Origin of the sequence: Flavobacterium arabinosi (genome assembly GCF_048158725.1) — a bacterium.
Lineage (GTDB): Bacteria > Bacteroidota > Bacteroidia > Flavobacteriales > Flavobacteriaceae > Flavobacterium > Flavobacterium arabinosi.
Map to the genome: position 1 here is coordinate 1 of NZ_JBLNKX010000001.1, position 23,286 is coordinate 23,286.

General features: G+C 34.0%; 22 protein-coding genes. 10 read left to right on the top strand and 12 right to left on the bottom strand.

Annotated features, from left to right (window positions below):
* Nucleotides 1-403: 403 nt before the first annotated feature.
* The 3 genes from ACM55K_RS00005 to ACM55K_RS00015 are packed head-to-tail and all read left to right on the top strand — an operon-like array spanning nt 404 to nt 3,030.
* Nucleotides 404-1,117, top strand: a complete 714-nt coding sequence (locus ACM55K_RS00005) for a phosphatase PAP2 family protein (RefSeq protein ID WP_416848190.1) — start codon at nt 404-406, stop codon at nt 1,115-1,117.
* Nucleotides 1,118-1,495 carry a GtrA family protein gene (locus ACM55K_RS00010; protein WP_416848191.1) on the top strand — a complete coding sequence of 126 codons (378 nt, stop codon included), beginning with the start codon at nt 1,118-1,120 and terminating at the stop codon, nt 1,493-1,495.
* Nucleotides 1,495-3,030: an ArnT family glycosyltransferase gene (locus tag ACM55K_RS00015; protein ID WP_416848192.1), complete on the top strand. Its 1,536-nt coding sequence runs from the start codon at nt 1,495-1,497 to the stop codon at nt 3,028-3,030. The genes ACM55K_RS00010 and ACM55K_RS00015 overlap by 1 nt, the downstream gene beginning before the upstream one ends.
* Before the next feature lie 16 nt (nt 3,031-3,046).
* Here ACM55K_RS00015 and ACM55K_RS00020 read toward each other — a convergent pair whose 3' ends face one another.
* Nucleotides 3,047-3,490 (bottom strand): nucleoside deaminase, encoded by a 444-nt coding sequence (locus ACM55K_RS00020; protein ID WP_416848193.1) that lies wholly within the window; start codon nt 3,488-3,490, stop codon nt 3,047-3,049.
* Between the two features lie 38 nt (nt 3,491-3,528).
* Between ACM55K_RS00020 and ACM55K_RS00025 the strand changes: the two genes are divergently transcribed.
* Complete coding sequence (locus ACM55K_RS00025; RefSeq protein WP_416848194.1) at nt 3,529-5,310, top strand: 1-deoxy-D-xylulose-5-phosphate synthase; 1,782 nt, start codon at nt 3,529-3,531, stop codon at nt 5,308-5,310.
* A 37-nt stretch (nt 5,311-5,347) separates the two neighbouring features.
* Nucleotides 5,348-6,388: a DUF3078 domain-containing protein gene (locus ACM55K_RS00030; protein WP_416848195.1), complete on the top strand. Its 1,041-nt coding sequence runs from the start codon at nt 5,348-5,350 to the stop codon at nt 6,386-6,388.
* A gap of 4 nt (nt 6,389-6,392) precedes the next feature.
* On the opposite strand, the gene dgt is transcribed toward ACM55K_RS00030, so the two are convergent.
* Nucleotides 6,393-7,739 carry a dGTP triphosphohydrolase gene (dgt, locus tag ACM55K_RS00035; protein WP_416848196.1) on the bottom strand — a complete coding sequence of 449 codons (1,347 nt, stop codon included), beginning with the start codon at nt 7,737-7,739 and terminating at the stop codon, nt 6,393-6,395.
* Between the two features lie 60 nt (nt 7,740-7,799).
* Nucleotides 7,800-8,261, bottom strand: a complete 462-nt coding sequence (locus ACM55K_RS00040) for an Lrp/AsnC family transcriptional regulator (protein ID WP_416835920.1) — start codon at nt 8,259-8,261, stop codon at nt 7,800-7,802.
* A 155-nt stretch (nt 8,262-8,416) separates the two neighbouring features.
* Here ACM55K_RS00040 and metE point away from each other — a divergent pair, with 155 nt between their 5' ends.
* Nucleotides 8,417-10,741 (top strand): 5-methyltetrahydropteroyltriglutamate--homocysteine S-methyltransferase, encoded by a 2,325-nt coding sequence (metE, locus tag ACM55K_RS00045; protein WP_416848197.1) that lies wholly within the window; start codon nt 8,417-8,419, stop codon nt 10,739-10,741.
* 61 nt (nt 10,742-10,802) lie between these two features.
* Here metE and ACM55K_RS00050 read toward each other — a convergent pair whose 3' ends face one another.
* The 5 genes from ACM55K_RS00050 to ACM55K_RS00070 form a co-directional block, all read right to left on the bottom strand.
* The gene (locus tag ACM55K_RS00050; protein ID WP_416848198.1) at nt 10,803-11,297 is read right to left on the bottom strand and encodes an RDD family protein; all 495 of its coding nucleotides are present in this window, start codon (nt 11,295-11,297) and stop codon (nt 10,803-10,805) included.
* A gap of 182 nt (nt 11,298-11,479) precedes the next feature.
* Complete coding sequence (locus ACM55K_RS00055) at nt 11,480-12,379, bottom strand: hypothetical protein (RefSeq protein WP_282714317.1); 900 nt, start codon at nt 12,377-12,379, stop codon at nt 11,480-11,482.
* Nucleotides 12,380-12,733: 354 nt separating this feature from the next.
* Nucleotides 12,734-15,148, bottom strand: a complete 2,415-nt coding sequence (locus ACM55K_RS00060) for a ribonucleoside-diphosphate reductase subunit alpha (protein ID WP_416848199.1) — start codon at nt 15,146-15,148, stop codon at nt 12,734-12,736.
* Between the two features lie 177 nt (nt 15,149-15,325).
* Nucleotides 15,326-16,303, bottom strand: a complete 978-nt coding sequence (locus tag ACM55K_RS00065) for a ribonucleotide-diphosphate reductase subunit beta (RefSeq protein ID WP_282727534.1) — start codon at nt 16,301-16,303, stop codon at nt 15,326-15,328.
* Nucleotides 16,304-16,566: 263 nt separating this feature from the next.
* Complete coding sequence (locus ACM55K_RS00070; protein ID WP_416848200.1) at nt 16,567-17,133, bottom strand: DUF3109 family protein; 567 nt, start codon at nt 17,131-17,133, stop codon at nt 16,567-16,569.
* 258 nt (nt 17,134-17,391) lie between these two features.
* Here ACM55K_RS00070 and ACM55K_RS00075 point away from each other — a divergent pair, with 258 nt between their 5' ends.
* The 3 genes from ACM55K_RS00075 to ACM55K_RS00085 all read left to right on the top strand — a co-directional run bounded on the left by ACM55K_RS00075 (nt 17,392) and on the right by ACM55K_RS00085 (nt 18,899).
* Nucleotides 17,392-17,970, top strand: coding sequence for a MarC family protein (locus tag ACM55K_RS00075; RefSeq protein WP_416848201.1), 579 nt, complete (start codon nt 17,392-17,394; stop codon nt 17,968-17,970).
* A 124-nt stretch (nt 17,971-18,094) separates the two neighbouring features.
* A complete protein-coding gene (locus tag ACM55K_RS00080; RefSeq protein ID WP_416848202.1) occupies nt 18,095-18,292 on the top strand; it encodes a hypothetical protein in 198 nt (65 codons plus the stop codon).
* A gap of 1 nt (nt 18,293) precedes the next feature.
* Nucleotides 18,294-18,899, top strand: coding sequence for an FAD-dependent oxidoreductase (locus tag ACM55K_RS00085; protein WP_416848967.1), 606 nt, complete (start codon nt 18,294-18,296; stop codon nt 18,897-18,899).
* Nucleotides 18,900-18,922: 23 nt separating this feature from the next.
* On the opposite strand, the gene ACM55K_RS00090 is transcribed toward ACM55K_RS00085, so the two are convergent.
* The 3 genes from ACM55K_RS00090 to ACM55K_RS00100 are packed head-to-tail and all read right to left on the bottom strand — an operon-like array spanning nt 18,923 to nt 21,530.
* Nucleotides 18,923-20,497 (bottom strand): S41 family peptidase, encoded by a 1,575-nt coding sequence (locus tag ACM55K_RS00090; protein ID WP_416848203.1) that lies wholly within the window; start codon nt 20,495-20,497, stop codon nt 18,923-18,925.
* Between the two features lies 1 nt (nt 20,498).
* Complete coding sequence (locus ACM55K_RS00095; protein WP_035669575.1) at nt 20,499-20,930, bottom strand: deoxycytidylate deaminase; 432 nt, start codon at nt 20,928-20,930, stop codon at nt 20,499-20,501.
* A 6-nt stretch (nt 20,931-20,936) separates the two neighbouring features.
* Nucleotides 20,937-21,530: a HupE/UreJ family protein gene (locus tag ACM55K_RS00100; protein ID WP_416848204.1), complete on the bottom strand. Its 594-nt coding sequence runs from the start codon at nt 21,528-21,530 to the stop codon at nt 20,937-20,939.
* Between the two features lie 189 nt (nt 21,531-21,719).
* Between ACM55K_RS00100 and ACM55K_RS00105 the strand changes: the two genes are divergently transcribed.
* The gene (locus ACM55K_RS00105) at nt 21,720-22,151 is read left to right on the top strand and encodes a TerB family tellurite resistance protein (RefSeq protein ID WP_416848205.1); all 432 of its coding nucleotides are present in this window, start codon (nt 21,720-21,722) and stop codon (nt 22,149-22,151) included.
* Between the two features lie 51 nt (nt 22,152-22,202).
* Here ACM55K_RS00105 and fbp read toward each other — a convergent pair whose 3' ends face one another.
* Nucleotides 22,203-23,222: a class 1 fructose-bisphosphatase gene (gene fbp, locus ACM55K_RS00110; protein ID WP_039108650.1), complete on the bottom strand. Its 1,020-nt coding sequence runs from the start codon at nt 23,220-23,222 to the stop codon at nt 22,203-22,205.
* Nucleotides 23,223-23,286 lie beyond the last annotated feature (64 nt).

Below are 23,286 nucleotides of genomic sequence, written 5' to 3' on the forward strand. Positions count from 1 at the left end.
AACAATTTGCAATTTAAAAAACATCGAATAGTCTTTTTGGGTGCGCTTTAAATAGCGTGGTTCTTCTTGTTTTTCCATAAGGATACTTTTTGTGTATCACTATTTCAGGACGGGACAAAATTCAGAATAAAAAACCGCCTTTCGTGAGATTGGCGGTTTTTTTATGTCTTTTTTTAGAAGCCATTTCGATTCGCCGAATCTTTGATGTCTAACTTAGATTTTTATTTTTACTTTTTTACTAACTTACTGACAATATAATACTTAATAAAAACAAAACACCAGATTCATCAAAATCATCGCAGAGCTAACATTAGTTTTACGATTTGACTTTATTTTTATAATATTTAATTTCAATTAAGAGCACAGCAACCGGTTAATTTTGCGGAAATATTTATTTTTTAAAATGAATGCAATTTTAATCATACTTCATAAAAACAGTCTGTTTTATAAAATTAATTTGCTGTTGACAATAACTATTGCTGTTTTTTTGTGCGTTCTTTCAAGAACTGAAGGTTTTATTTTTTTGAACAGTTTTCACACAAAAACCCTAAAAACCTTCTTTCAGAATATCACTTTTTTGGGAGATGGCATGTTCACCTTTTTAGTTAGTTTAGTAATTCTTGTTTTTTTCAAAAAGCATAGAAAACTAGCTTTGCTTTTAGTAGTGGCTTATTTAGTCTCCGGCATATTTTCCCAAATTTTCAAAACAATTATTACTGCACCTAGGCCAAGTGTGTATTTTGCAGTCCATAAATATAAATTTTATTTAGATACTTTTGTGAATAGTAGAGTTGGATTTCGTAGTTTTCCTTCTGGCCATTCCGCTTCCGCCTTTGCAATGGCTACAATTTTTTCCACTTATTTTACAAGTAAACACGTTAGTATTTTTTCATTGGCCTTTGGGCTTTTAATAGGGTATTCCCGAATATATTTAGCCCATCATTTTTTAATAGATGTATTGGGCGGAGCTATAATAGGGATTTTGTTTGCGTCTTTATCTATAGTTTGGTACGATGCCCTTAGTTTTAAAATTATCAAAATAGTTACTAAACAAAGTCGTTTAATACTAAAACCTTGGGGCACTACTTTTCCGAACTCTTCAATAACCAACGAGTAAATGGATTTCATTATATTTATAAAATTTGGATTGGTAGGCTTCACCGGTCTTGCAATCGATTTCTGCATAACTTGGTTTTGTAAAGAAAAATTACGACTAAATAAATATGTCGCTAACTCGTTAGGATTTTCATTTGCAGTTGTAAACAATTATATTCTCAACAGATATTTTACTTTTCACAATAACGACAGCCATGTTGTATCTCAGTTTTTTAGTTTTTTAATTATTTCAGTTATAGGTCTTACATTAAACACAATTTTGCTTTATTTGCTTCAAAAAAACACCAAAATCAATTTTTATGTATGCAAAGTAATCGTTACTATTATTGTGGTTATATGGAATTTCACCGCCAACACACTGTATACCTTTAAATTATAATGATAGAAAAGCACAAGCTATTTTTACTGATACTTATCGCCACTTTAGTTAGGGGGATTATTGCAATTACAACAGGACTAGGCAACGATGAAGTTTATTACCTTACTTATGCCCAACATTTACAATGGAATTATTTCGACCATCCACCTATGGTTGCCTTACTTATCAGATTGACAACACTCAATTTGTTTTTCACAAACGAACTTTTCATTCGTTTAGGTTCTATTATTTTAGCAGGGGTTAATACCTATTTGATATATACTATTTGCAAAAATATAAAGAATGAAAAAGCAGGTTTTATCGCTGCTTTATTGTTTACTGGTTCTTTTTATTCGAGTATAATTGCAGGTGTTTTTATTATGCCTGATTCCCCTCAATTATTTTTTTGGATGATCTGTGTTTCTTTACTTATCAAAATTGTATCAGCCACCAAAACTGATACGAATCTAAATTATAATCTTTTACTTTTTGGATTAGTTGCCGGCTTGTGCATTATGAGTAAAATACACGGTGTGTTTTTATGGTTCGGTTTTGGATTATATATTTTATGCTACAAAAGAACGCTACTGACTAATGAATACCTCTATCTTGCGGTATTAATCACTATTATAATTATTTCACCCATATTAATCTGGAATATTAATAATCATTTCATCACCTATACTTTTCACAGCAATAGAGTTTCCATTAATAGCGGTATTAATCCCAGTAGTTTTTTTAGAGAATTTTTTGGAGGTGTTTTTTATAACAACCCCATTAATTATTTTTTGTTTATTATATCAATAATTGCGCTTTGGAAAAACAAACTCGATATCGCAGCGCCAATCAAAAGAGTACTTCTTTTATTAAGTATTCCATTAATTTTCTTGCTGCTTTTTATGTCATTGTTCAGAGATACACTTCCACATTGGTCCGGACCGGCCTTTATAGCATTGATGATTCTCACCGCTTGTTACATTGCTGATGAAGTACAAACTTTAAAAAACAAAAATCTAAGATTAAATAAATTAGCCATTTCTTCTTGTATTTTCATATTGATCATAACAATTTCCGGAATTCTGTTAATTAATTACTTTCCCGACACCATTGGGAATAAAAAAGAAAAATCATTTGGCAAAGGGGATGTTACATTAGACATGTACGATTGGAATTTCTTTCAGAACGAGTTTAAAAAAATATACCAAAAGGACATTCAATCAGGAAAAACGACAACTACTTTTATCATTAACAACAAATGGTTTCCAGGTGCACATATCGATAATTATATTGCACAACCGTTGCATTTAGATTTTATTGCTGTCGGGAAATTAGAGGATATTCATACCTATGAGTGGCTAAATAAATATAGAAAAAAACTAAACTATGGTGATGATGCCTATTTTATTACAGTTTCCAATAATTTTAGCGATCCGAGTGAGCCATACAAAATAATGTTCGAAAAAATTAACACGCCAGTAGTCATCAGACAATTCAGGAATAAAAAGCATGTTAGAAATATGCTGATTTATTTGCTTGAAGGATATAAAGCAAAATAACTATTGTCCCATTTAATCATTTTCTTCTCTCCACAAAAAATCGTTTCATCAAGTCCGAAGCTTCCTCAGCCAGAATTCCGCTAACAACAGTAGTTTTAGGATGTAATTGCGTTCCCATTTTTGTAAAACCTCGATTTTCATCGGTTGCACCAAAAACAATTTTTGAAATCTGGCTCCAGTATAAAGCTCCTGCGCACATTTGACAAGGTTCTATTGTCACATAAAGTGTACAACCAATTAAATATTTTCCGCCAAGATAATTAGCTGCAGCCGTGATGGATTGCATTTCGGCATGAGCCGTAACATCATTGAGTAATTCGGTTAAATTATGACTTCTGGCTATCACTTTATGATCAACAACTATAACAGCTCCAACAGGAATTTCGCCTTTTTCAAAAGCCATTTCTGCTTCCTGCAAAGCTTTTTTCATAAAATATTCGTCGGTGAAAGGATTTATCATAGTTACAAAAATAAGAATTCAATTCGTACATTTGCTTCATGTCAGATAATTTACTTTCAAACATAAATAACCCTACCGATTTACGCTTACTCGACGAAGCCCAACTTCCTCAAGTCGCTCAAGAGTTACGTGATTTCATTATTGATGTTGTATCTGTAAAAGAAGGACATCTCGGTGCCAGTCTTGGCGTTGTAGAATTAACCATTGCTTTGCATTATGTTTTTGACACACCAAACGATTTACTGATTTGGGACGTAGGACATCAAGCCTACGGACATAAAATACTGACCGGCAGAAGAGAAAATTTTCATACCAATCGACAATTGGGTGGTATTTCCGGTTTCCCAAAAAGAAGTGAGAGTATTTATGATGCTTTTGGCGTAGGCCACTCCTCCACTTCTATTTCGGCAGCTTTAGGAATGGCAATCGCTTCCAATTTGAAAGGCGATTTCAACAAACAACATATCGCAGTGATTGGAGACGCATCCATCGCATCAGGAATGGCTTTTGAAGGCTTAAATCACGCCGGAGTTACGGATGCTAATTTATTGGTAATTCTTAATGACAATGCTATCGGGATTGACCCAAGTGTGGGCGCTTTGAAACAGTATCTCACTGCCGTGAAAGAAGGAAAGAATCCAAGACAAAACAACATGATTAAGTCCCTGAATTTTAATTATTCAGGACCTATTGATGGACATGATATTTTTGCAGTCATAAAAGAATTAAAACGATTACAAAAAATTAAAGGCCCAAAATTCCTCCATGTGATTACCACAAAAGGAAAAGGATTGCAACAAGCCGAAGAAAATCAGGTGAAATACCATGCCCCCGGAAAATTTGATGCCAACACAGGCGAAATCCACGTAAAATCCGAAGAAAATTTACCTCCAAAATACCAAGATGTTTTTGGTTTGACCCTATTGGATTTAGCTAAAAAGAACGAAAAAATTATTGGCATCACACCTGCAATGCCGTCAGGAAGCTCCTTGAAATTCATGATGGACGCTTTCCCTAAACGTGCTTTTGATGTAGGAATTGCCGAGCAACATGCAGTGACTCTAGCAGCTGGAATGGCAACGCAAGGCATGGTAGTTTTCTGCAATATCTATTCTACTTTTTTACAAAGAGGCTACGATCAAGTGATTCATGATGTAGCCATACAGAACCTTCCGGTAATTTTTTGCTTGGACAGAGCTGGTTTAGTGGGTGAAGATGGCGCAACGCATCATGGCGTTTTCGATTTGGCTTATTTACGTTGCATTCCCAACATGATTGTTTATGCTCCAAGGAACGAAATAGCGCTACAAAACATTCTCTATACGGCACAATTGGGTTTAAAAAACCCCATAGCGATTCGTTATCCTCGTGGTCGTGGTGTTATTGCAGATTGGCAAAATCAACATCTTGGAAAGTATAAAAAAATAGAAATTGGAAAAAGTATTTGTATTAAAAAAGGTTCGAAAGTAGCCGTTTTATCAAATGGAACAATTGGCAATAATGTTACTTTGGCTATAGCCAAAATGAAAGATGCAACAATCATTACCCATTACGACTTTCCTTTTGTTAAACCATTAGACAAAAATGAATTACACTCCATTTTTACTGAATTTAAAAGTATAATCACAATAGAAGATGGTGTTGTCAAAGGCGGCTTTGGGAGTGCAATTCTTGAGTTTGCATCTGAGAATAATTATACTTCAAAAATAACTGTTCTTGGAATTCCAGATGAATTTATAGAACACGGAACTGTTGCCGAACTACAACAATATTGCAGAATCGACGTTAAAAGTCTTGAAATACTTTTTTCAAGTTATTAAAATAATTATTTTACGCCCTTAAATTTAATACGCTTTTATGAAATTACTATCCTACACTTTACTCTTCTTTTCGCTAACAATTTCTATAAATAGTTTTTCTCAAGAAACAGAAACAACACCCATAATAACTGAGCTTATACCTACAACTGCACTTGTAAAAGTAACTACATACGAACCTTTGACAGTGGCACTAAAAATATATCCGCCAATCCCTACATATACGGTATCTCCCTGGACAAAAAAAAATAGTTTAGGCTTCTACCTCTCTGAAATTGCTTTTGTCAATTGGAGTGCTGGTGGAACAAGCTCCATATCTGGATTGATTAAAGGAGATTTTTCAAGAGTTTATGCAAAAAAAAATCGCAAATGGGTAAACGAACTTGTTATTAGATATGGTTTAAATAAACAAGATGGAATAGAAGTAAGAAAAACCGAAGATGCAATACGATTTAATTCCTCATTTGGTTATCGAAACGACACCCTTTCAAATTGGTACCATACTGCAAAATTCAATTTTAACTCACAATTTTCAAATGGTTATTCGTATCCTAATACAGAAATTGCCAAATCAAAACCTTTAGCTCCTGCGTATGCATTTATGGGAATGGGGGCTGAAAACACTAATAAAGACAAAAATAGAATATTCTATATTTCGCCATTTACTTTTAAAACAACCTTGGTTTTAGATCAAAGATTAGCCAATCAAGGTGCTTTTGGTGTTCAAAAAGCGACTTATGACAGTAATGGACTTTTAATTTCTGAAGGTAAAAAGTCAAAAACTGAACTTGGTTTTTTAGTGACTAGCTCTTATAAAAAAGAAATCGCCAAAAATATTAATATAGAAAACCGCTTAAGTTTATACTCTGATTACATTAATAATTTCGGCAATGTTGATGTCGATTGCGATTTAACATTAGACTTAGTTGTAAACCAATATGTAAAAGCAAATATAGGAACGCGAATAGTCTATGACGATGATATAAAAACAAAAAAAGAAATTGATGGCAAGCAAATTACCGAAGGTCCAAAAACACAACTAAAACAACTCTTAGGTGTGGGAATAGTATATGCTTTCTAAACGATTAAGCTTTCTTCCTTCCATTAATAGTTTCAAATAATTCGAGCGCATTCCCATCAGTCAAAAGAGATACATAGTGACAAATATGGAGTAATCTTCCATAAAGATTTTCTTTTTCCAAATGATGTTTCTCAGGTAACATTTTCATAATTAGAGCATCATAATTTGATGCTTCCCCGTTGAATTTATTATTGAAAGCGGTTATGAATTTATCCAATAAAGTTTGTATAATTTGATAACCGACGATTTCTTTCTCGATGACTTCCCGACTTTGGTAAATATTTTTGACGCTGATTTTGATAATATCATCCATTTGTACTTTGTACTTGCTTTTATCCATAATTGCAAAAGGGAATTTACCTTCCAGAATTAACGCTTCATTTTCGACAAAAACTTTGACTGCATCATTAATTAAACTACCGATTGCCAAAGCGCGCAAATAACTTATTCGGTCTTCTTTGGTTTCTAAAGTCTTGTATTTAGAAGTATCAATACTGTCTTTTACTAATTTTATCAAATATTCTAAAGCAAAATCTTCGGAAACTAATCCTAAATTGATTCCGTCTTCAAAATCAATAATGGTATAACAAATATCATCCGCTGCTTCGACTAAATAGGCCAAAGGATGTCTTTCGAAACCTATATTATCTCCCGATTTATTTGGAATCAGACCCATATCAGCAGCTACATCTTGGAAAAAGGCTTTGTCGGTTTGAAAGAAACCGTATTTTTTATCGGCAATGTGTTTGGTTGGTTTTTTCGGCAAACTTTCTTTTGGATATTTCATAAAAGCGCCAAGAGTAGCATAGGAAATTCTAAGTCCGCCTTCTATTCCCGGACGACCTGCTGTCAGCACCGAAAATCCATTCGCATTCCCTTCAAAATCAATTAAATCCTGCCATTCTTTGGCAGTAAGTTGGTCTTTGTATTGCTGTCCTTTTCCAATAGAAAAATACTCTCCAATCGCTTTTTCACCAGAATGTCCAAAAGGCGGATTCCCAATATCATGAGCCAATGATGCTGCGGCAACTATAGCACCAAAATCATTCATGTGATAGCCGTGAACTTCTTTTAAATGCGGATATTTTTCTATAATTTTTTTACCCACCAATCGTCCTAAAGAACGCCCAACAACCGAAACTTCTAAACTGTGCGTTAATCTGGTATGCACAAAATCAGTTTTTGACAAGGGAATAACCTGTGTTTTATCCTGCAAACTTCTAAAAGCGGACGAGAAGATGATACGATCATAATCAACTTCAAAACCCAAACGGGTATCGTCTTGTTCTACACGCAATCTTTTGCCTTTGTCGCCTTGCCTTCTTAATGATAAAAGTTGTTCCCAGTTCATGATTTATTTTTAGGATTTGGTTTCAAAGATACAGAAAAGACAAATCAAAAATGTAAATTATCAAATGGATAATGCGGTACTGTGCTTGATTTCTCCCATCACAAAAACACTTTGAGTATTACCAATATTCTCAATAGTTGATAATTTATTCATTACAAAATCTTGATAACTGGACATATCTTCCACTAAAATTTTCAGCATAAAATCATAATCCCCTGCTATATTGTAACATTCTATAATTTCAGGAAGCGCAACAATATCTTTTACAAAATTACTCCCCACATTTTTGGCATGTTCCTTTAGCCGAACATTACAAAAAACAGTCATCCCAAGATTTAATTTTTTCTTATCTAGCAAGGCAACATATTTCATAATATAGCCATCACGTTCCAGTCTTTTTATACGTTCATAGACTGGTGTAACCGTCAGAAATAATTTACTTGCTAGCTCTTTAGTATTGATATTCGAGTTTTCCTGCAGGTGTTTTAAGATTTGCAAATCAATGTTGTCAATATTTTCCATAGTATTTTTTACTGTTAAAAATCATTTTCAAAGTTTCATTCAGAACTAAAACCTACCATACATCCATATAATACTTTTATTCACTGAAACAATAGGCTAATTTAAGTTTAAATATCCAATACAATAACTTTGCATAGTAAAAAATACTGTATACAATGAAAACAAACAATCTAGGTTATCCAAGAATTGGTAGCAACAGAGAATTAAAAAAAGCCTGTGAATCGTATTGGGCAGGAAAAATTTCCGTAGAAGAACTTTTAACTGTAGGCGCAACTATCCGCAAGGAAAACTGGCAATTACAAGCAGAAGCCGGAATCGATTTAATCCCTTCTAACGACTTTTCGTTTTACGACCAAGTACTGGATTTATCACTTACATTAGGAGTTATCCCAAAACGTTATCAAGAATTAGCCAAAACAAACTCCACTATCGATTTGTATTTTGCCATGGCCAGAGGTTCGCAAAAAGACGGACAAGATGTCGTTGCCATGGAAATGACAAAATGGTTTGATACTAACTACCATTATATTGTCCCGGAATTTACAAAAGATCAAGAATTTAAATTATTCTCCGAAAAAATAATCGATGAGTTCAAAGAAGCCAATGCCTTAGGAATCGCAACAAAACCAGTTATAATAGGACCTGTTTCCTACTTGCTTCTTGGAAAAGAAAAAGAAGAAGGTTTTCATAGAATTGACCTTATCGATAAATTACTGCCGGTTTATTTTGAAATTCTTCAAAAACTGGAAAATGAAAATGTAGAATGGATTCAATTTGACGAACCATTTTTGGCTTTAAATTTAAGCGATAAAGAAAGAAGTGCTATCACTTATGTGTATACCGAAATCAACAAACGCTTCCCTAAAATTAAATTGATTCTTGCTAATTATTTTGATTGTTTTGGCGAAAATCTTGACACTGTTCTTGCCTTACCTATTCATACTTTGCATTTGGATTTGGTGCGTTGCCATTCCCAATTGGATGATATCTTGGAATCAGGACAGTTGTCCAATACTGTAAGTCTTTCGCTCGGTGTTGTCGATGGAAGAAATATTTGGAAAAATGATTTCAAAAAATCCTTAGCCCTTATCCAGAAAGCGACTGATGCACTTGGTGAAAACAGAATCTTAATTGCGCCATCTTGCTCCCTGATTCACTCGCCTTGTGATTTGGATTTAGAAACCAATGATGCAACACTAACTCCGGAAATCAAACAATGGCTGGCTTTCGCCAAACAAAAAATCGATGAAGTCGTGCTTCTTCAAAATTTCGCTTTAGGTGAGATAACCCTTGATGATTCTGTTCTATTTCAAGAAAATACGATTGCCAACGAAAATAGAAAAACATCCACTTTAATACATAATGATGCGGTGAAAAATCGTGTCGCTAGTATTACAACTGGTGATGACCAAAGAGAAAATCCGTTTCCAATTAGAAGAAAAAAGCAAATAGACGTATTAAATCTTCCGTTATTCCCAACTACAACTATTGGTTCTTTTCCGCAAACTACCGAAGTACGAAGCTGGAGGGCCAAGTTCAAAAAAGGCGAATTAAATCAGCAACAATACGATGATTTACTCCAAAAAGAAACCGAAGAAACGATTCGTTTTCAAGAAGAAACGGGTATTGATGTATTGGTTCACGGAGAATTTGAGCGCAACGATATGGTGGAATATTTTGGAGAACAATTAGGCGGATTTACTTTTACCAAAAACGGTTGGGTACAAAGTTACGGTAGCCGTTGCGTGAAACCACCCGTTATTTATGGTGATGTTTCCCGCCCAAATCCAATGACTGTAAAATGGTCAGCCTTTGCACAATCGCTTACACCAAAATGGGTAAAAGGAATGCTAACCGGTCCCGTGACTATTTTGCAATGGTCCTTTGTCCGTAACGACCAGCCGCGCTCTGAAACCTGTACTCAAATTGCATTGGCGATTCGAGATGAAGTAATCGATTTAGAAAAAGCAGGAATTAAGATTATTCAAATTGATGAACCAGCCATTCGAGAAGGATTGCCTTTACGCAAAGAAGAATGGGCAACCTATTTGGATTGGGCAGTAAAAGCGTTTAGAATTTCGGCAAGTGGAGTAAAAGATGACACCCAGATTCACACGCACATGTGTTACAGCGAATTCAACGATATTATCCAAAATATTGCTGATATGGATGCCGATGTAATCACCATAGAGTGTTCGCGTTCGCAAATGGAATTACTGGATGCTTTTGCCGATTTCAATTATCCAAACGAAATAGGACCTGGCGTATATGATATCCACTCGCCTCGTGTACCTTTCCGTGCTGAAATGGTAAAATTATTAGAAAAAGCTTCGGCAGTGATTCCTGTCGACCAACTTTGGGTAAATCCGGATTGTGGTTTAAAAACCCGCCATTGGGACGAAACTAAAAAGGCTTTAATAGAAATGGTAGCCGCTGCTCAAGAAATGAGAATAGCTGTAGAAAATATTGCAACTGTATAATTCAAAAAAACCTAGTAGATTTAAAAATTTACTAGGTTTTCTTTTTTAAGGGAAACTATTATCAAACTACAATTTCACCGGATGGATCAAGCAATTTCTTTCTCGCAATAAACTCATCCTTTTTCACCACATAAGTAACAGACAATGTATCATGCCATCCTCGTAAATCGCCAGTTAAAAAAGAAAAAGGTTCCAAAGGAATTAATCTGGATAATGTTCGTATAATAACGCTTTTCATATTTGGTTTTGAACCGTCATGCTTTACAACTAGTGTTTTAGTAAAATATTTGGCGAAGGTTCTGGAGAAATACATTTCAGTAAGTCCGTAATAAAAAAACAGGATAATGAGTCCAAAAAAGGAATTTTCAATTGGACTCAATGCTTTAATCCAATTCGAGGCTGCATAACTATGGGTCAAGTCTCCAATTATAGTTATGGTAGTGCCAATAGTAATTCCGATAATATAAATAATCAGTAAATCGATAATAAAATTCAGGAAACGTTGGCTTTTGGAAGCTAATAAATCATCTGTAACAGTAAATTTTTTATTTTCCATAATAGTAGTATAAAAATGATTATTTATAATGACAACCATCTCAAATATAGTGAATTATTCTTATAGTTTTAATCCAAATATTCAATATTAAAGATTTATGTAGCCTTCTATTTTGGGATATATTAACGAAAAGGAGCATTTGACAATTCAAATGCTCCCTTAAGTTTAAAATTTAATAAATACTATGCCGCTGAATTTATTAATTCTAAAGAAATCCTTATTAATGATTCGAATGTGGCCTCTCCATCCTCAAATTCAAGCATTGAAGTAACATTAAAGCTTGTTCTAATTTTCTCTTTGTCCTTAATGTAAAAGGTTTTCGAAACACCATTGTGACCAATCACAAAAGTTATCTCATCATATGCACCTTGATTCATAAAAGGAATTTTATCTTGAGATGAAAAATTATCAAACAACTCAACCAAAACATTTTTCACACTTTGATTATTTGTTGAACTATTCAACTTTATTACACGTTCCTCTCTACCTAAATTTACATTTAATGTTTCTATAGCAGATTGAATTGTACCATCAATTAACCTAAATTCTTTTAGCTTTCCAAATTTCAAAAAATTATTAATCAGATATCTTGCCGGCGCTTGTTTTAATTGTAGAAAATAATTTGAAACTCCTTTCAACCTCATAAAAGAATTGAAAGCATTTTCAAATATCATTTTCACACCATGATTCTCTTTTTTCTGAAAAATAAAAAACCCATATTTTGAATTTTTAGGAACATGAATAAGATAAAAAAAATCTTTACTAAATAAATCTCCTTTTAAAATGTCATATTTGAGATTAGAAGTTTTCCCATCCTTTATTTGCCCATATTCCCCAGTGTATCCAGAATCAAAATAGCCTGTGATAATCCTTTTTTCAACATCTTTAATTTGATTATTTGCAAGTGAAAAAGTTCTATACTTTCCCTGTACATCTGTATAAGATTTAGTATTTTTATGGATGTGACTACAGAAGTCATTCATGGTATCTAACAAGTCTTCCTCTTCATTGAAGAAGCTAAGAACTTGTTGTTCTTTCGCTTTATTTAAAAGCGTAAATCGGTAAATTGATAAATTTATCATACTGTCTTTTTTTTGTTAAGAATTTTCTCAAAATTCATTTTCTTCCAAGCCTTTGTTTTGCTTGGGTTTAAAAAAATATTTTAAATTCTGTGAATAATTTAACTTGGAAAAAAGATATTTTTATTTACTTTTGGTATAATAAAAAAGTAGGTGAGGTAATCTCATGATCTTTATAACTTAATTTTTTAAAAGCTTCCCGGCCGTTTTAATTTTAAGTTTCCAAGTTAGGGATGTCACAGATATCCCTTTTTTTATGCGTATTACTTTTTTTCTTTACCTCAGCAGAATAGATTAAAGGTTAATATTCTTATAAAAGGCCTCAATTAAGAAGCCTTTATTATTTTCCTATTATAATTAACTACCACACATTTCACATTCGTCTGGACCCGCATTTTTAGCAAGTTCAATCATTGCTTTGTATTCTTCGGTAGTCATCTCTACTTGTTCTGCTACTACAGGAACAGCGATTGGTTGCTCTTTAATTTCAATTGGCTCCGCTTTTTTATCATTGTTCAATGTAAATTTAATCGCATCCACCGCAGCTTTTGTTCTTAAATAATACATTCCCGTTTTCAATCCGGATTGCCAAGCGTAGAAATGCATCGATGTCAATTTAGAATAATTGGCATTTTGCATGAATAAGTTCAACGATTGTGATTGATCCACAAAATAACCACGTTGACGGGACATGTCGATAATGTCTTTCATGGACATTTCCCAAACGGTTTTGTACAATTCTTTCAAATCTTGCGGAATGTTCAGGTCTTGAACCGAACCGTTATTTCGCATTAATTCTTGTTTCAATGTTTCGTTCCACAAACCTCGTTCCACTAAATCGTGTAATAAGTGTTTGTTTACCACAATAAATTCTCCCGAAAGTACTCTTCTGGTGTAAATATTAGAAGTATAGGGTTCGAATGCTTCATTGTTACCCAAAATTTGAGAAGTCGATGCAGTTGGCATTGGCGCCACTAACAAGGAGTTTCTCACCCCGTGTTGCATCACTTCTTTTCGCAAGGAAGCCCAGTCCCAACGACCTGATAATTCCTCATCTTTCATTCCCCACAAATTGTACTGGAATTCACCTTGTGACATTGGCGACCCTTCAAAAGTAGAATAAGGTCCTTCTTCTTTGGCCATTTCCATTGAAGCGGTAACGGCTGCAAAATATAACGTTTCAAAAATTTCCTGATTCAGTTTCTTCGCTTCATCACTTGTAAAAGGCAAACGCAACATAATGAAAGCATCAGCTAATCCTTGCACACCAAGACCAACTGGTCTGTGACGCATGTTTGAGTTTTCCGCTTCTATTACCGGATAATAATTTCTGTCGATAACTTTATTCAAGTTTCTGGTCACGCGTTTGGTAACGGTGTACAACAATTCGTGATTGAATTTTTTGTTTTCCACAAACATGGGCAACGAAAGTGAAGCCAGGTTACAAACCGCAATTTCATCTTTCGAAGTGTATTCCATAATTTCGGTACACAAATTCGATGAACGAATCGTACCTAGATTTTTTTGGTTTGATTTTCTGTTGGCTGCATCTTTATACAACATGTAAGGCGTTCCAGTTTCGATTTGCGATTCCAGAATTTTCTCCCACAATTCATGCGCTTTGATGGTTTTTCTACCTTTTCCACGTTTCTCGTAATCAATGTACATCGCTTCAAATTCTTCGCCATACACATCATACAATCCCGGACATTCATTAGGACACATCAACGTCCAATAACTGTCTTCCTGTACTCTTTTCATGAACAGATCCGAAGTCCACATCGCAAAAAACAAATCTCTTGCACGCATTTCTTCTTTTCCGGTATTCTTTTTCAAGTCCAGGAATTCAAAGATATCCGCATGCCAAGTTTCGATATAAATGGCAAAACTACCTTTACGTTTTCCTCCACCTTGATCTACATAACGTGCTGTATCATTGAAAACACGTAACATAGGAACAATTCCGTTTGAGGTTCCGTTTGTCCCACGTATGTAAGAACCTGTAGCTCTCACATTATGAATAGAAAGTCCAACTCCACCTGCTGATTGAGAGATTTTAGCCGTTTGTTTCAACGTATCATAAATCCCGTCAATACTATCATCTTGCATGGCCAAAAGGAAACAAGAAGACATTTGAGGTTTTGGCGTTCCGGCGTTGAACAATGTTGGAGTTGCATGCGTAAAGAATTTTTTCGACATTAAGTCGTAGGTTTCTATCACCGATTTCAAATCGTCTAAGTGAATCCCTACAGAAACACGCATCAACATGTGTTGCGGACGCTCTACGATTTTACCGTTTATTTTTAGTAAATACGATCTTTCCAAGGTTTTAAAACCAAAATAATCGTAGTTGAAATCTCTATTGTATATAATATGTGAGTCTAAAAACTCTGCATTATCCATAATTACTTTATGTACTTCCTCAGAAAGTAACGGAGCATATTGACCGTTTCTTGGGTTTACATAATTGAACATATCACTCATCGTTTCCGAAAATGATTTTTTTGTATTCGAATGTAAATTTGAGATTGCAATACGAGCGGCTAATTGGGCATAATCAGGATGCGCAATAGTCATTGACGCGGCAGTTTCGGCAGCAAGATTATCCAACTCAGATGTTGAAACACCATCATAAAGTCCTTCAATTACTCGCATTGCCACTTTCACGGCATCAACCAAATCATTCAAACCATAGCACAGTTTTTTAATTCTATCTGTGATTTTGTCGAACATTACCGGCTCTTTGTGCCCATCTCTTTTAACTACATACATACGCTTAATTGTTTTAAAAAACAGAAAATCCCTTTCCCGTTTTTGAGTATTTGTTTCATTTTTTTGGGAAGCTAATCCCGCTGTCATTCCAATCTTTTTGTTTTTTTAAAGAAAAAAAAACAAAAAGGATATTCCCTTCCATCGGGGCTAAAAACCCGCTGATGCGATAACTACTTTCTAAAAATCAGCGTCAAAACTAATTTTCTGAGCATCTTCATCGGTATTCATAACACCTGCTTTTTGATATTCGGCCACTTTCTTTTCAAAGAAATTTGTTTTCCCTTGAAGCGAAATCATATCCATGAAATCAAAAGGATTTGAGGTATTGTATTCTCTGTCGCAACCTAATTCAACTAATAATCTGTCGGCAACAAATTCTAAATATTGTGTCATTAACACCGCATTCATTCCTATTAAACTCACAGGAAGTGATTCAGTGATAAATTCTCTCTCAATATTTAAAGCGTCAACAATAATGCTTCTGATTCTTTCTTTTGGAACTTTGTTTACCAAATGGTGGTTGTGTAAATGCACTGCAAAATCACAATGAACCCCTTCATCACGAGAAATCAATTCGTTAGAAAATGTCAATCCTGGCATTAACCCACGTTTTTTCAACCAATAAATAGAACAAAATGCTCCCGAAAAGAAAATTCCTTCCACAGCTGCAAAAGCAATCAAACGCTCCGCAAATGAATCGGATTCAATCCATTTCAAAGCCCAGTCCGCTTTTTTCTTAATCGCTGGAAAAACCTCTAAAGCGTTGAACAATTCATCTTTCTCTACTTCATCTTTCACATACGTATCAATCAACAAAGAATACGTTTCACTGTGAATATTTTCCATCATGATTTGAAAACCGTAAAAGAATTTTGCTTCAGCATATTGCACTTCGTTGACAAAATTTTCGGCTAAATTTTCATTTACAATTCCGTCGGAAGCAGCAAAAAAAGCAAGAATATGTTTTACAAAATAACGCTCCTCATCAGAAAGTTTGTTATTCCAGTCGTTTAAATCTTGTGACAAATCGATTTCTTCAGCAGTCCAGAAACTGGCTTCCATACTTTTATAAAATTCCCAAATATCATGGTGTTTGATAGGAAAAATTACGAAACGATTTTTATTTTCTTGTAAAATTGGTTCAACTTGCGCCATTATAATTGTTTGTTTTTTGAAAATTTAACGAAATTTTATGTATTTCGTGGATTACAAAGATTGTAAAATATTGCCGAAATTAAAAGCCAAACTTATTCACAATCGGACCTAGTTTTTAACAAATAGAAAAAATCAGGACATCTTTTACTTAAAATATAAAAAACTGTAAATCAGTACTTTAAAATTAAAAAAAAGAACGTGAAACACTGTAAAATATAGGATTTTAAAAACAGGAAACAAGAAAAATTTATTTTTTTTTGGATTTATTTTTTCATGTCCAGAGCCACTTTTTCAAGCTCTGCATACCAGTCTTCTCCAAACTTTCTCACCAATGCTTCTTTAACAAATTTATACACTGGCACTTCAAGTTCCTGACCTAAAGAACAGGCTGCATCACAAATATCCCACTTGTCATAATTGACAGCGGCAAACTCTGTAAAATCTTTTACACGAATAGGATATAAATGACAAGAAACTGGTTTTTTCCAGTCAATTATTCCTTGATTGTACGCTTGTTCGATACCGCAAAGTGCTGTTTTTCCGTCAAAAATCACGTAAGCACAATCTTTATCGTCAATCAGCGGTGTTTCAAGATCACCATCTGTTCCTGTTACCCAAGTTCCTTGCGCTTCAATAGCGGCAATTCCTTGTTTACGAAGAAACGGTTTTACTTTAGGATAGATTTCTTCTAATATCTTAGTTTCCTCAACACTCAATGGAGCTCCAGCATCGCCATCTACGCAACAAGCCCCTTTACAGGCTGACAAATTGCAAACAAATTCTTTTTCGAGTATGTCTTCTGAGACGATGGTTTTTCCTAATTGAAACATTATTTTCTGGTACTGTGATTATAAAGTGCAAAGGTAGTCAAAGTAAATTGTATTTATTTAGATAAAACCAACTTTAACTTTCCAGTCAAACCAATCATCAAACCAACACTAACAGACTAAAATTCAATATTTTATAAATAAATTAATAAAAAAAATTATTGCTTTTTACAATCTTAAAAAACTGCTTAAACAAATTGCAATACTATTCTATTTTATCCAATAATCTATCGAAAAGTTTAACTTTGTAAATAAAAAGCTATGATAGGATTTGACATCAGAGAAATTGTTACCGTGAGTATGGTTCTTTTTGCTGTAATTGATATTATTGGTACTATTCCTATTATCATCGATTTAAGAGCGAAATTCGGCCATATTGAATCCGAAAAAGCCTCCTTGGCTTCTGGAGCAATTATGATTGTGTTTCTTTTTATAGGGGAAGAATTCTTAAATTTGATTGGAATCGATGTCAATTCTTTTGCAGTAGCTGGGTCTTTTGTGTTATTTTTTCTAGCATTGGAAATGATTTTAGGCATTCGATTGTATCGCGATGAAGCGGCAAGTTCCGCATCAATTGTTCCTATTGCATTCCCACTTGTTGCTGGTGCAGGAACCATGACCACTTTATTATCCTTGAAAGCTGAGTTTCAAACCGTCAATATTATTGTAGCTATTATTTTAAATATTATTCTGGTTTATATTGTTTTGAAATCATCTGCAAAAATTGAACGGATGTTAGGAGAAAATGGACTTGGGGTCATTCGCAAGACTTTTGGAGTGGTACTTCTTGCCATTGCTGTTAAATTATTCGCTGCGAATGTTAAAGGTTTGTTTGTCTAAAATAAATTTTCATAAATTTACCCCATAACGCAATAATATAAAATAATTTGATTTTATTTGGACTTAAATTTCCAAAAAGAAATATTCCTAACCATCTATTTTTATATTAAAAACAAAAAATCTTATGAAAATCTTTACTAACATTTTGATATTTTTAGCAGTTGCTCTAATTATCTTTAATATTACACGTCTTGATTTTAAGCATCTATTTCAAGGTGATAGCATGTACGCTCTAATTGGTGTTGCAGCTTCATTTTGCGCCGTTCTAATTCTTGTTATCTTTAGAATGTCGAAAGAAATTGAAAAAAAAATGCATGACTAACATATTTGATGTGCTAATTATTGGCGGCGGTGTTTCCGGAATGTCATGTGCGCTCGTTTTAGGTTCCGCAAAAAACAAATCTTTTGCCACTGATAAAAAAATTGGTGTTTTCACTCATCAAAAAGCATCTGCTCTGCAAGATGCATTGTTTAATAATGCATACGGAATCCCTGCAGGAAAACTAGGATCTGAATTATTGAACGAGAGTGTTCTACATCTTTCAGAAACCTATCCGCACATTACACAAATTCCGAATGAAAAAGTACTGAAAATTGAAGGCATGTTTCCTGAATTCACAGTTACTACAAACAAGAGCTCTTACAAAACTAAAACAATCGTCATAGGCATTGGTTCCGCAAATACTTTTGCAATAGATGGATTAATGGATTATGTAGTCTCACATCAAAAAGCACTCCCTGAAAAACAAAGAATCCAACTCAAAAATAGTGACCACAAAGTTACTGATGGGATTTATGTTATAGGAACTTTAGCGGGCTGGAGAAGTCAACTGGCAATTGCTGCCGGAAGTGGCGCTGCCGTCGCTACTGATATTCTTACTTTATGGAATGGTGGCGTGCAAACACATTGTCACGATAGTATTAGGTAATAATTTTTTAGATTCTATATTACCTATTTCTGATTTAAAACCGCTTTAATCATTGCGTCTTCTTTCAATACAATTTCATAATAGTACTTTTCACCATACAATTGTCGGGCAAATTCTGCGGCAACATACCGTTTTACTAATGACTTGCTTTTTCCAAATTTCAAATCCAATCCGTTTTCAGAAATATATTTTTGAAACGAATTGAAATACAAATCGGTTTCATTCATCTTAGTCATGAATTGTTGAAAAGTCAATCCTTCAAAAGCATTTCTATTTTTGTCTAATTGCTCAAATACAAAATGTCCAACAACACCCGACTGCAATAAATAAGCAGTACTTTCATTCCCATGCTCTACTTCAAGCGGCACAAAAACGTCAGGAACAATCCCGCCACCTCCGTAAACGATTTTACCTTTTTTAGTTTTAAATTTTAAAGAATCCGAAACTTTTATACTGTCTTTTTCATACAGTTCCCCGTTTTCAAAACGATTATCCGATTCTTTAAAATACGCATCATTTCCTTTAGCATACGGCTTTTGAATGGAACGACCGGTTGGCGTGTAATATCGGGCAATAGTCAATCGGACTGCCGATCCGTCGTCAAAATCCATTTCGCGCTGCACCAGCCCTTTCCCAAAAGAGCGTCGGCCCACAATTGTTCCTCTGTCATTATCTTGAATCGCTCCCGCCAGAATTTCACTTGCTGACGCACTGTTTTCATTAATTAATATAAAAACATTTCCGCTTTCGAAACTTCCCTTTTCCGTTGCAAAAGTTTTATCGGTATTGCCTTTTTTATTTTTGGTAAAAACAATTAATTGCTTGTCTTTCAGTAATTCATCCGCAATTGCAATGGCTTCTTCCATATAACCGCCTCCATTATCTCTCAGATCAATAATTAATGATTTCGCACCTTGTTTTTTCAACGCATCCAAACCTCTTTTGAACTCGCCATAAGTAGTTTCGGCAAATCGATTTATTTTTACATAACCCGTATTATTTTTTAAAAGCATAGCAACATCAACGCTTTTCAAAGGAATAACATCTCGTTTTACTATTAATTTAATTTTTTTACGCTCTGATTTTCTGTAAACGGTAAGCTCAATTTCGGAACCTACAGTGCCTTTCAGTTTAGAAAACAAACTGTCATTAGGTAATTTACGACCAAATAATTTAGTTTTATCAGCGTATAAAATTCGGTCTCCCGCTTTTATTCCTGCTTTTGCCGAAGGGCCATTTTCAATTGGTTTTATTATCGCCAGAGAATCATTGTACATATAGAAATTTACGCCTATTCCCACAAAATCCCCTTTCATGCTTTCAACAACTTCAGCTTGCTCACTTGGTGGAATATATACTGAATGCGGATCTAATTTTGCCAGAATATTATCAACGGTAAGATTTACAATAGAATCCGTATTGACATTATCGACATATTCGTTATCAATAAAATCAATTAGTTTATTGAGTTTATTTTTGGAACTGTTTTTAGAGAAAAAATGATTTTGATTTGGAGCATTCAATAACCCGCCAAGGACAACTCCTACAGCAACAGCCACACTAATAATTATAGGCAGGTATTTATTATCGATTTTCATTTTATTCTTCTAATACTGGAATATGCTCTACTTCTACTCCCGCTTTTATCAAAAACTGAATTCCTGAATCATCGCGATATCCATTGTGATACACCACTCTTTTTATCCCCGACTGATGGATTAATTTACTGCATTCTTTGCAAGGCGAAAGCGTAATATATAATGTTGCACCTTCACAAGATTGTGTAGATCGCGCTACTTTGAGAATAGCATTTGCTTCAGCATGCAACACATCCCAACGCGTTAACCCTTCTTCATCTTCACAACAATTTTCAAATCCGGATGGCGTCCCATTGTAACCATCGGAAATAATCATTCGGTCTCTTACAATGATAGCACCTACTTGTTTTCTTTTACAATAAGACAAAAGTCCCCATTCAGTAGCAATTCTAAGATACGCTTTATCGTATTTATTTAATTTTTTTGATTCCATTATTTTTTATCTAATCCAGATTTCATTTTCAATAATCATTGGCAAAACTACTCCTATTATAAATGCTGACATCACCAAAGCCCAATCGCGCTTAGAGAATCTAAAAACAGTTTGAACAATATAAGACAATACCAACACAACAAAAACTACAATAATTTGAGCTGCTTCTATTCCCAATGCAAATTCGCCCAAAGGCAATAATTTAGAGGTTGCGCTCCCTCCCAGAATTGATTTAAAATAGTTCGAGAAACCCAAACCATGAATAATCCCAAAGAAAAGTGTTATAAAAAACACCAAATTTATACTTTCTTTTTTACTGGATTTACCAGCCGTAAAAAGATTAAACAAGGCTGTAATTAATATCGTTATTGGTATCAACAACTCAACAACATTCACTTTTATGGCTATTATACCAAAAACGGAAAGCAATAAAGCTACTGTATGTCCAATTGTAAACAGTGTTATCAAGAGTACTATTCGCGGCCAATCCTTGAAAGAGAAAGGAACGGCTAATGCTATTAAAAACAAAACATGGTCATACGCGTGAATATCCAAAACGTGTTTTAACCCTATTTGAAAGTAAATCCAAAATTCTGACATAGGTAGTTTATTAAATTGATAAGGGGCTGTAAACTTACGATTAATTTTGAAAATGATTGTTTTGAAAATATAAATCATTCCTTAAAAAAGGATTTAAAACACTTTGATTAACAAATCATAATTTTAAATAAAATTAAAATCAATAATTTAAAAATAGATTTATCTTTGTAGGATAAAAAATTAATAATTATGTCATTTTCAGATTTATTTGATAGCGAATTCAAACAAAGAAATAAAGGTCATTTTTCAGCCATAGTTCGTGTAGCACTTGCAGATGAAAAGTTTGCTCCAGAAGAAAAAATGTTTTTGGATAAACTGGCCGTTAGACTAGAAATTTCTCCAGAAGAATATACCGAAATTTTAGAAAACCCATTAAAATATCCTATTAATGCTCCCTATTTACACGAGCAAAGATTGGAACGTTTGTATGATTTAGCCCGAATGGTTCATGTTGATCATCATTTAGGTGACAAACAAGAATTATTGTTAAGAAAAATTGGAGTAGCATTAGGCTTTAATGGTGAAAACGTGAATTATATCATAGCCAAAGCATTGTCATTAGTAGATAAAAAAGTAGATTTAGATGCTTTCCTTTTCGAAATGCAAAATATGCATAAATAAAAATCATAAAAAAGCTCCTAAAAATTTTAGGAGCTTTTTTTATAGTTGTTTTTAGTACTTGCTTAATTTTGCTTTGTGCATGAAATCTTCGGCCTTCTCTACCATATTATAACTTCCGCAGAAGAAAGGAACCCGTTGATGTAATTCAGTAGGCACAATTTCCATTATACTTCCAAAACCGTCTGATGCTTTACCGCCGGCTTGTTCTACAATAAAGGCCATTGGATTACATTCATACAACAAACGTAATTTTCCTTTTGGAGCTTTAGAACTTGTTGGATAAATATAAATTCCACCTTTTATCATATTTCTATGAATATCCGAAACCAAACTTCCTATATAGCGTGAAGTATAAGGTCTATCTTCCTCTTCTAGTTGGCAATATTTAATATAGTCTTTTACCCCTTGTGGAAAATGAACATAATTTCCTTCATTGATAGAATAAATATTTCCGTCCTTAGAAAACTGCATGTTTGGATGCGATAAATAAAAGGTTCCAATTGCCGGATTTAATGTAAATCCATTTACGCCATGTCCTGTAGTATAAACCAGCATTGTTGATGTACCATAAATCACATAACCAGCTGCAACTTGATTGGTTCCGGGCTGTAAAAAATCTTCAATTGTAACAGGAGTCCCTATTGGAGTAACTCGTCTGTACACAGAGAATATTGTTCCTACGGAAACATTTACATCAATATTAGAAGATCCATCAAGAGGATCCATCAAAACCACATATTTATTATTATGGCTTTTGTCACTTCCTTCTACTGTAATAAAATCATCATTTTCTTCGGAAGCTATTCCGCATACAATTTCACGGTTGATTAAAGTTTGAATAAAAATGTCATTGGCATATACATCGAGTTTTTGCTGGTCTTCTCCTTGTATATTTTGTTCCCCGGCTGCACCAATTATATCTACTAATCCAGCTTTGTTTACTTTATAGTTGACCACTTTTGCAGCCAAACGGATAGAATTGATAATCCGGGATAATTCGCCTGACGAATATTGAAAAGCATTTTGGTTTTCAATGATAAATTCCCCTAGTGTTCTGTTGCGTTCTTCCATTAAGAAATCGTTGTAGTTAGTTTGAAGTCACAAATATCGGATTTTTTGTGAAAATGAATTGAAT

Coding starts and splice junctions, on each gene's coding strand:
- ACM55K_RS00090 (WP_416848203.1), bottom strand. CDS start 20,497: ATGAAAATCGATAATAAATACCTGCCTATAATTATTAGTGTGGCTGTT.
- ACM55K_RS00100 (WP_416848204.1), bottom strand. CDS start 21,530: ATGTCAGAATTTTGGATTTACTTTCAAATAGGGTTAAAACACGTTTTG.
- ACM55K_RS00010 (WP_416848191.1), top strand. CDS start 1,118: ATGGATTTCATTATATTTATAAAATTTGGATTGGTAGGCTTCACCGGT.
- ACM55K_RS00105 (WP_416848205.1), top strand. CDS start 21,720: ATGTCATTTTCAGATTTATTTGATAGCGAATTCAAACAAAGAAATAAA.
- ACM55K_RS00020 (WP_416848193.1), bottom strand. CDS start 3,490: ATGATAAATCCTTTCACCGACGAATATTTTATGAAAAAAGCTTTGCAG.
- ACM55K_RS00005 (WP_416848190.1), top strand. CDS start 404: ATGAATGCAATTTTAATCATACTTCATAAAAACAGTCTGTTTTATAAA.
- ACM55K_RS00050 (WP_416848198.1), bottom strand. CDS start 11,297: ATGGAAAATAAAAAATTTACTGTTACAGATGATTTATTAGCTTCCAAA.
- ACM55K_RS00080 (WP_416848202.1), top strand. CDS start 18,095: ATGAAAATCTTTACTAACATTTTGATATTTTTAGCAGTTGCTCTAATT.
- ACM55K_RS00065 (WP_282727534.1), bottom strand. CDS start 16,303: ATGGCGCAAGTTGAACCAATTTTACAAGAAAATAAAAATCGTTTCGTA.
- ACM55K_RS00025 (WP_416848194.1), top strand. CDS start 3,529: ATGTCAGATAATTTACTTTCAAACATAAATAACCCTACCGATTTACGC.
- ACM55K_RS00015 (WP_416848192.1), top strand. CDS start 1,495: ATGATAGAAAAGCACAAGCTATTTTTACTGATACTTATCGCCACTTTA.
- fbp (WP_039108650.1), bottom strand. CDS start 23,222: ATGGAAGAACGCAACAGAACACTAGGGGAATTTATCATTGAAAACCAA.
- ACM55K_RS00060 (WP_416848199.1), bottom strand. CDS start 15,148: ATGTATGTAGTTAAAAGAGATGGGCACAAAGAGCCGGTAATGTTCGAC.
- dgt (WP_416848196.1), bottom strand. CDS start 7,739: ATGAACTGGGAACAACTTTTATCATTAAGAAGGCAAGGCGACAAAGGC.
- ACM55K_RS00055 (WP_282714317.1), bottom strand. CDS start 12,379: ATGATAAATTTATCAATTTACCGATTTACGCTTTTAAATAAAGCGAAA.
- ACM55K_RS00070 (WP_416848200.1), bottom strand. CDS start 17,133: ATGTTTCAATTAGGAAAAACCATCGTCTCAGAAGACATACTCGAAAAA.
- ACM55K_RS00030 (WP_416848195.1), top strand. CDS start 5,348: ATGAAATTACTATCCTACACTTTACTCTTCTTTTCGCTAACAATTTCT.
- ACM55K_RS00075 (WP_416848201.1), top strand. CDS start 17,392: ATGATAGGATTTGACATCAGAGAAATTGTTACCGTGAGTATGGTTCTT.
- ACM55K_RS00095 (WP_035669575.1), bottom strand. CDS start 20,930: ATGGAATCAAAAAAATTAAATAAATACGATAAAGCGTATCTTAGAATT.
- ACM55K_RS00040 (WP_416835920.1), bottom strand. CDS start 8,261: ATGGAAAATATTGACAACATTGATTTGCAAATCTTAAAACACCTGCAG.
- metE (WP_416848197.1), top strand. CDS start 8,417: ATGAAAACAAACAATCTAGGTTATCCAAGAATTGGTAGCAACAGAGAA.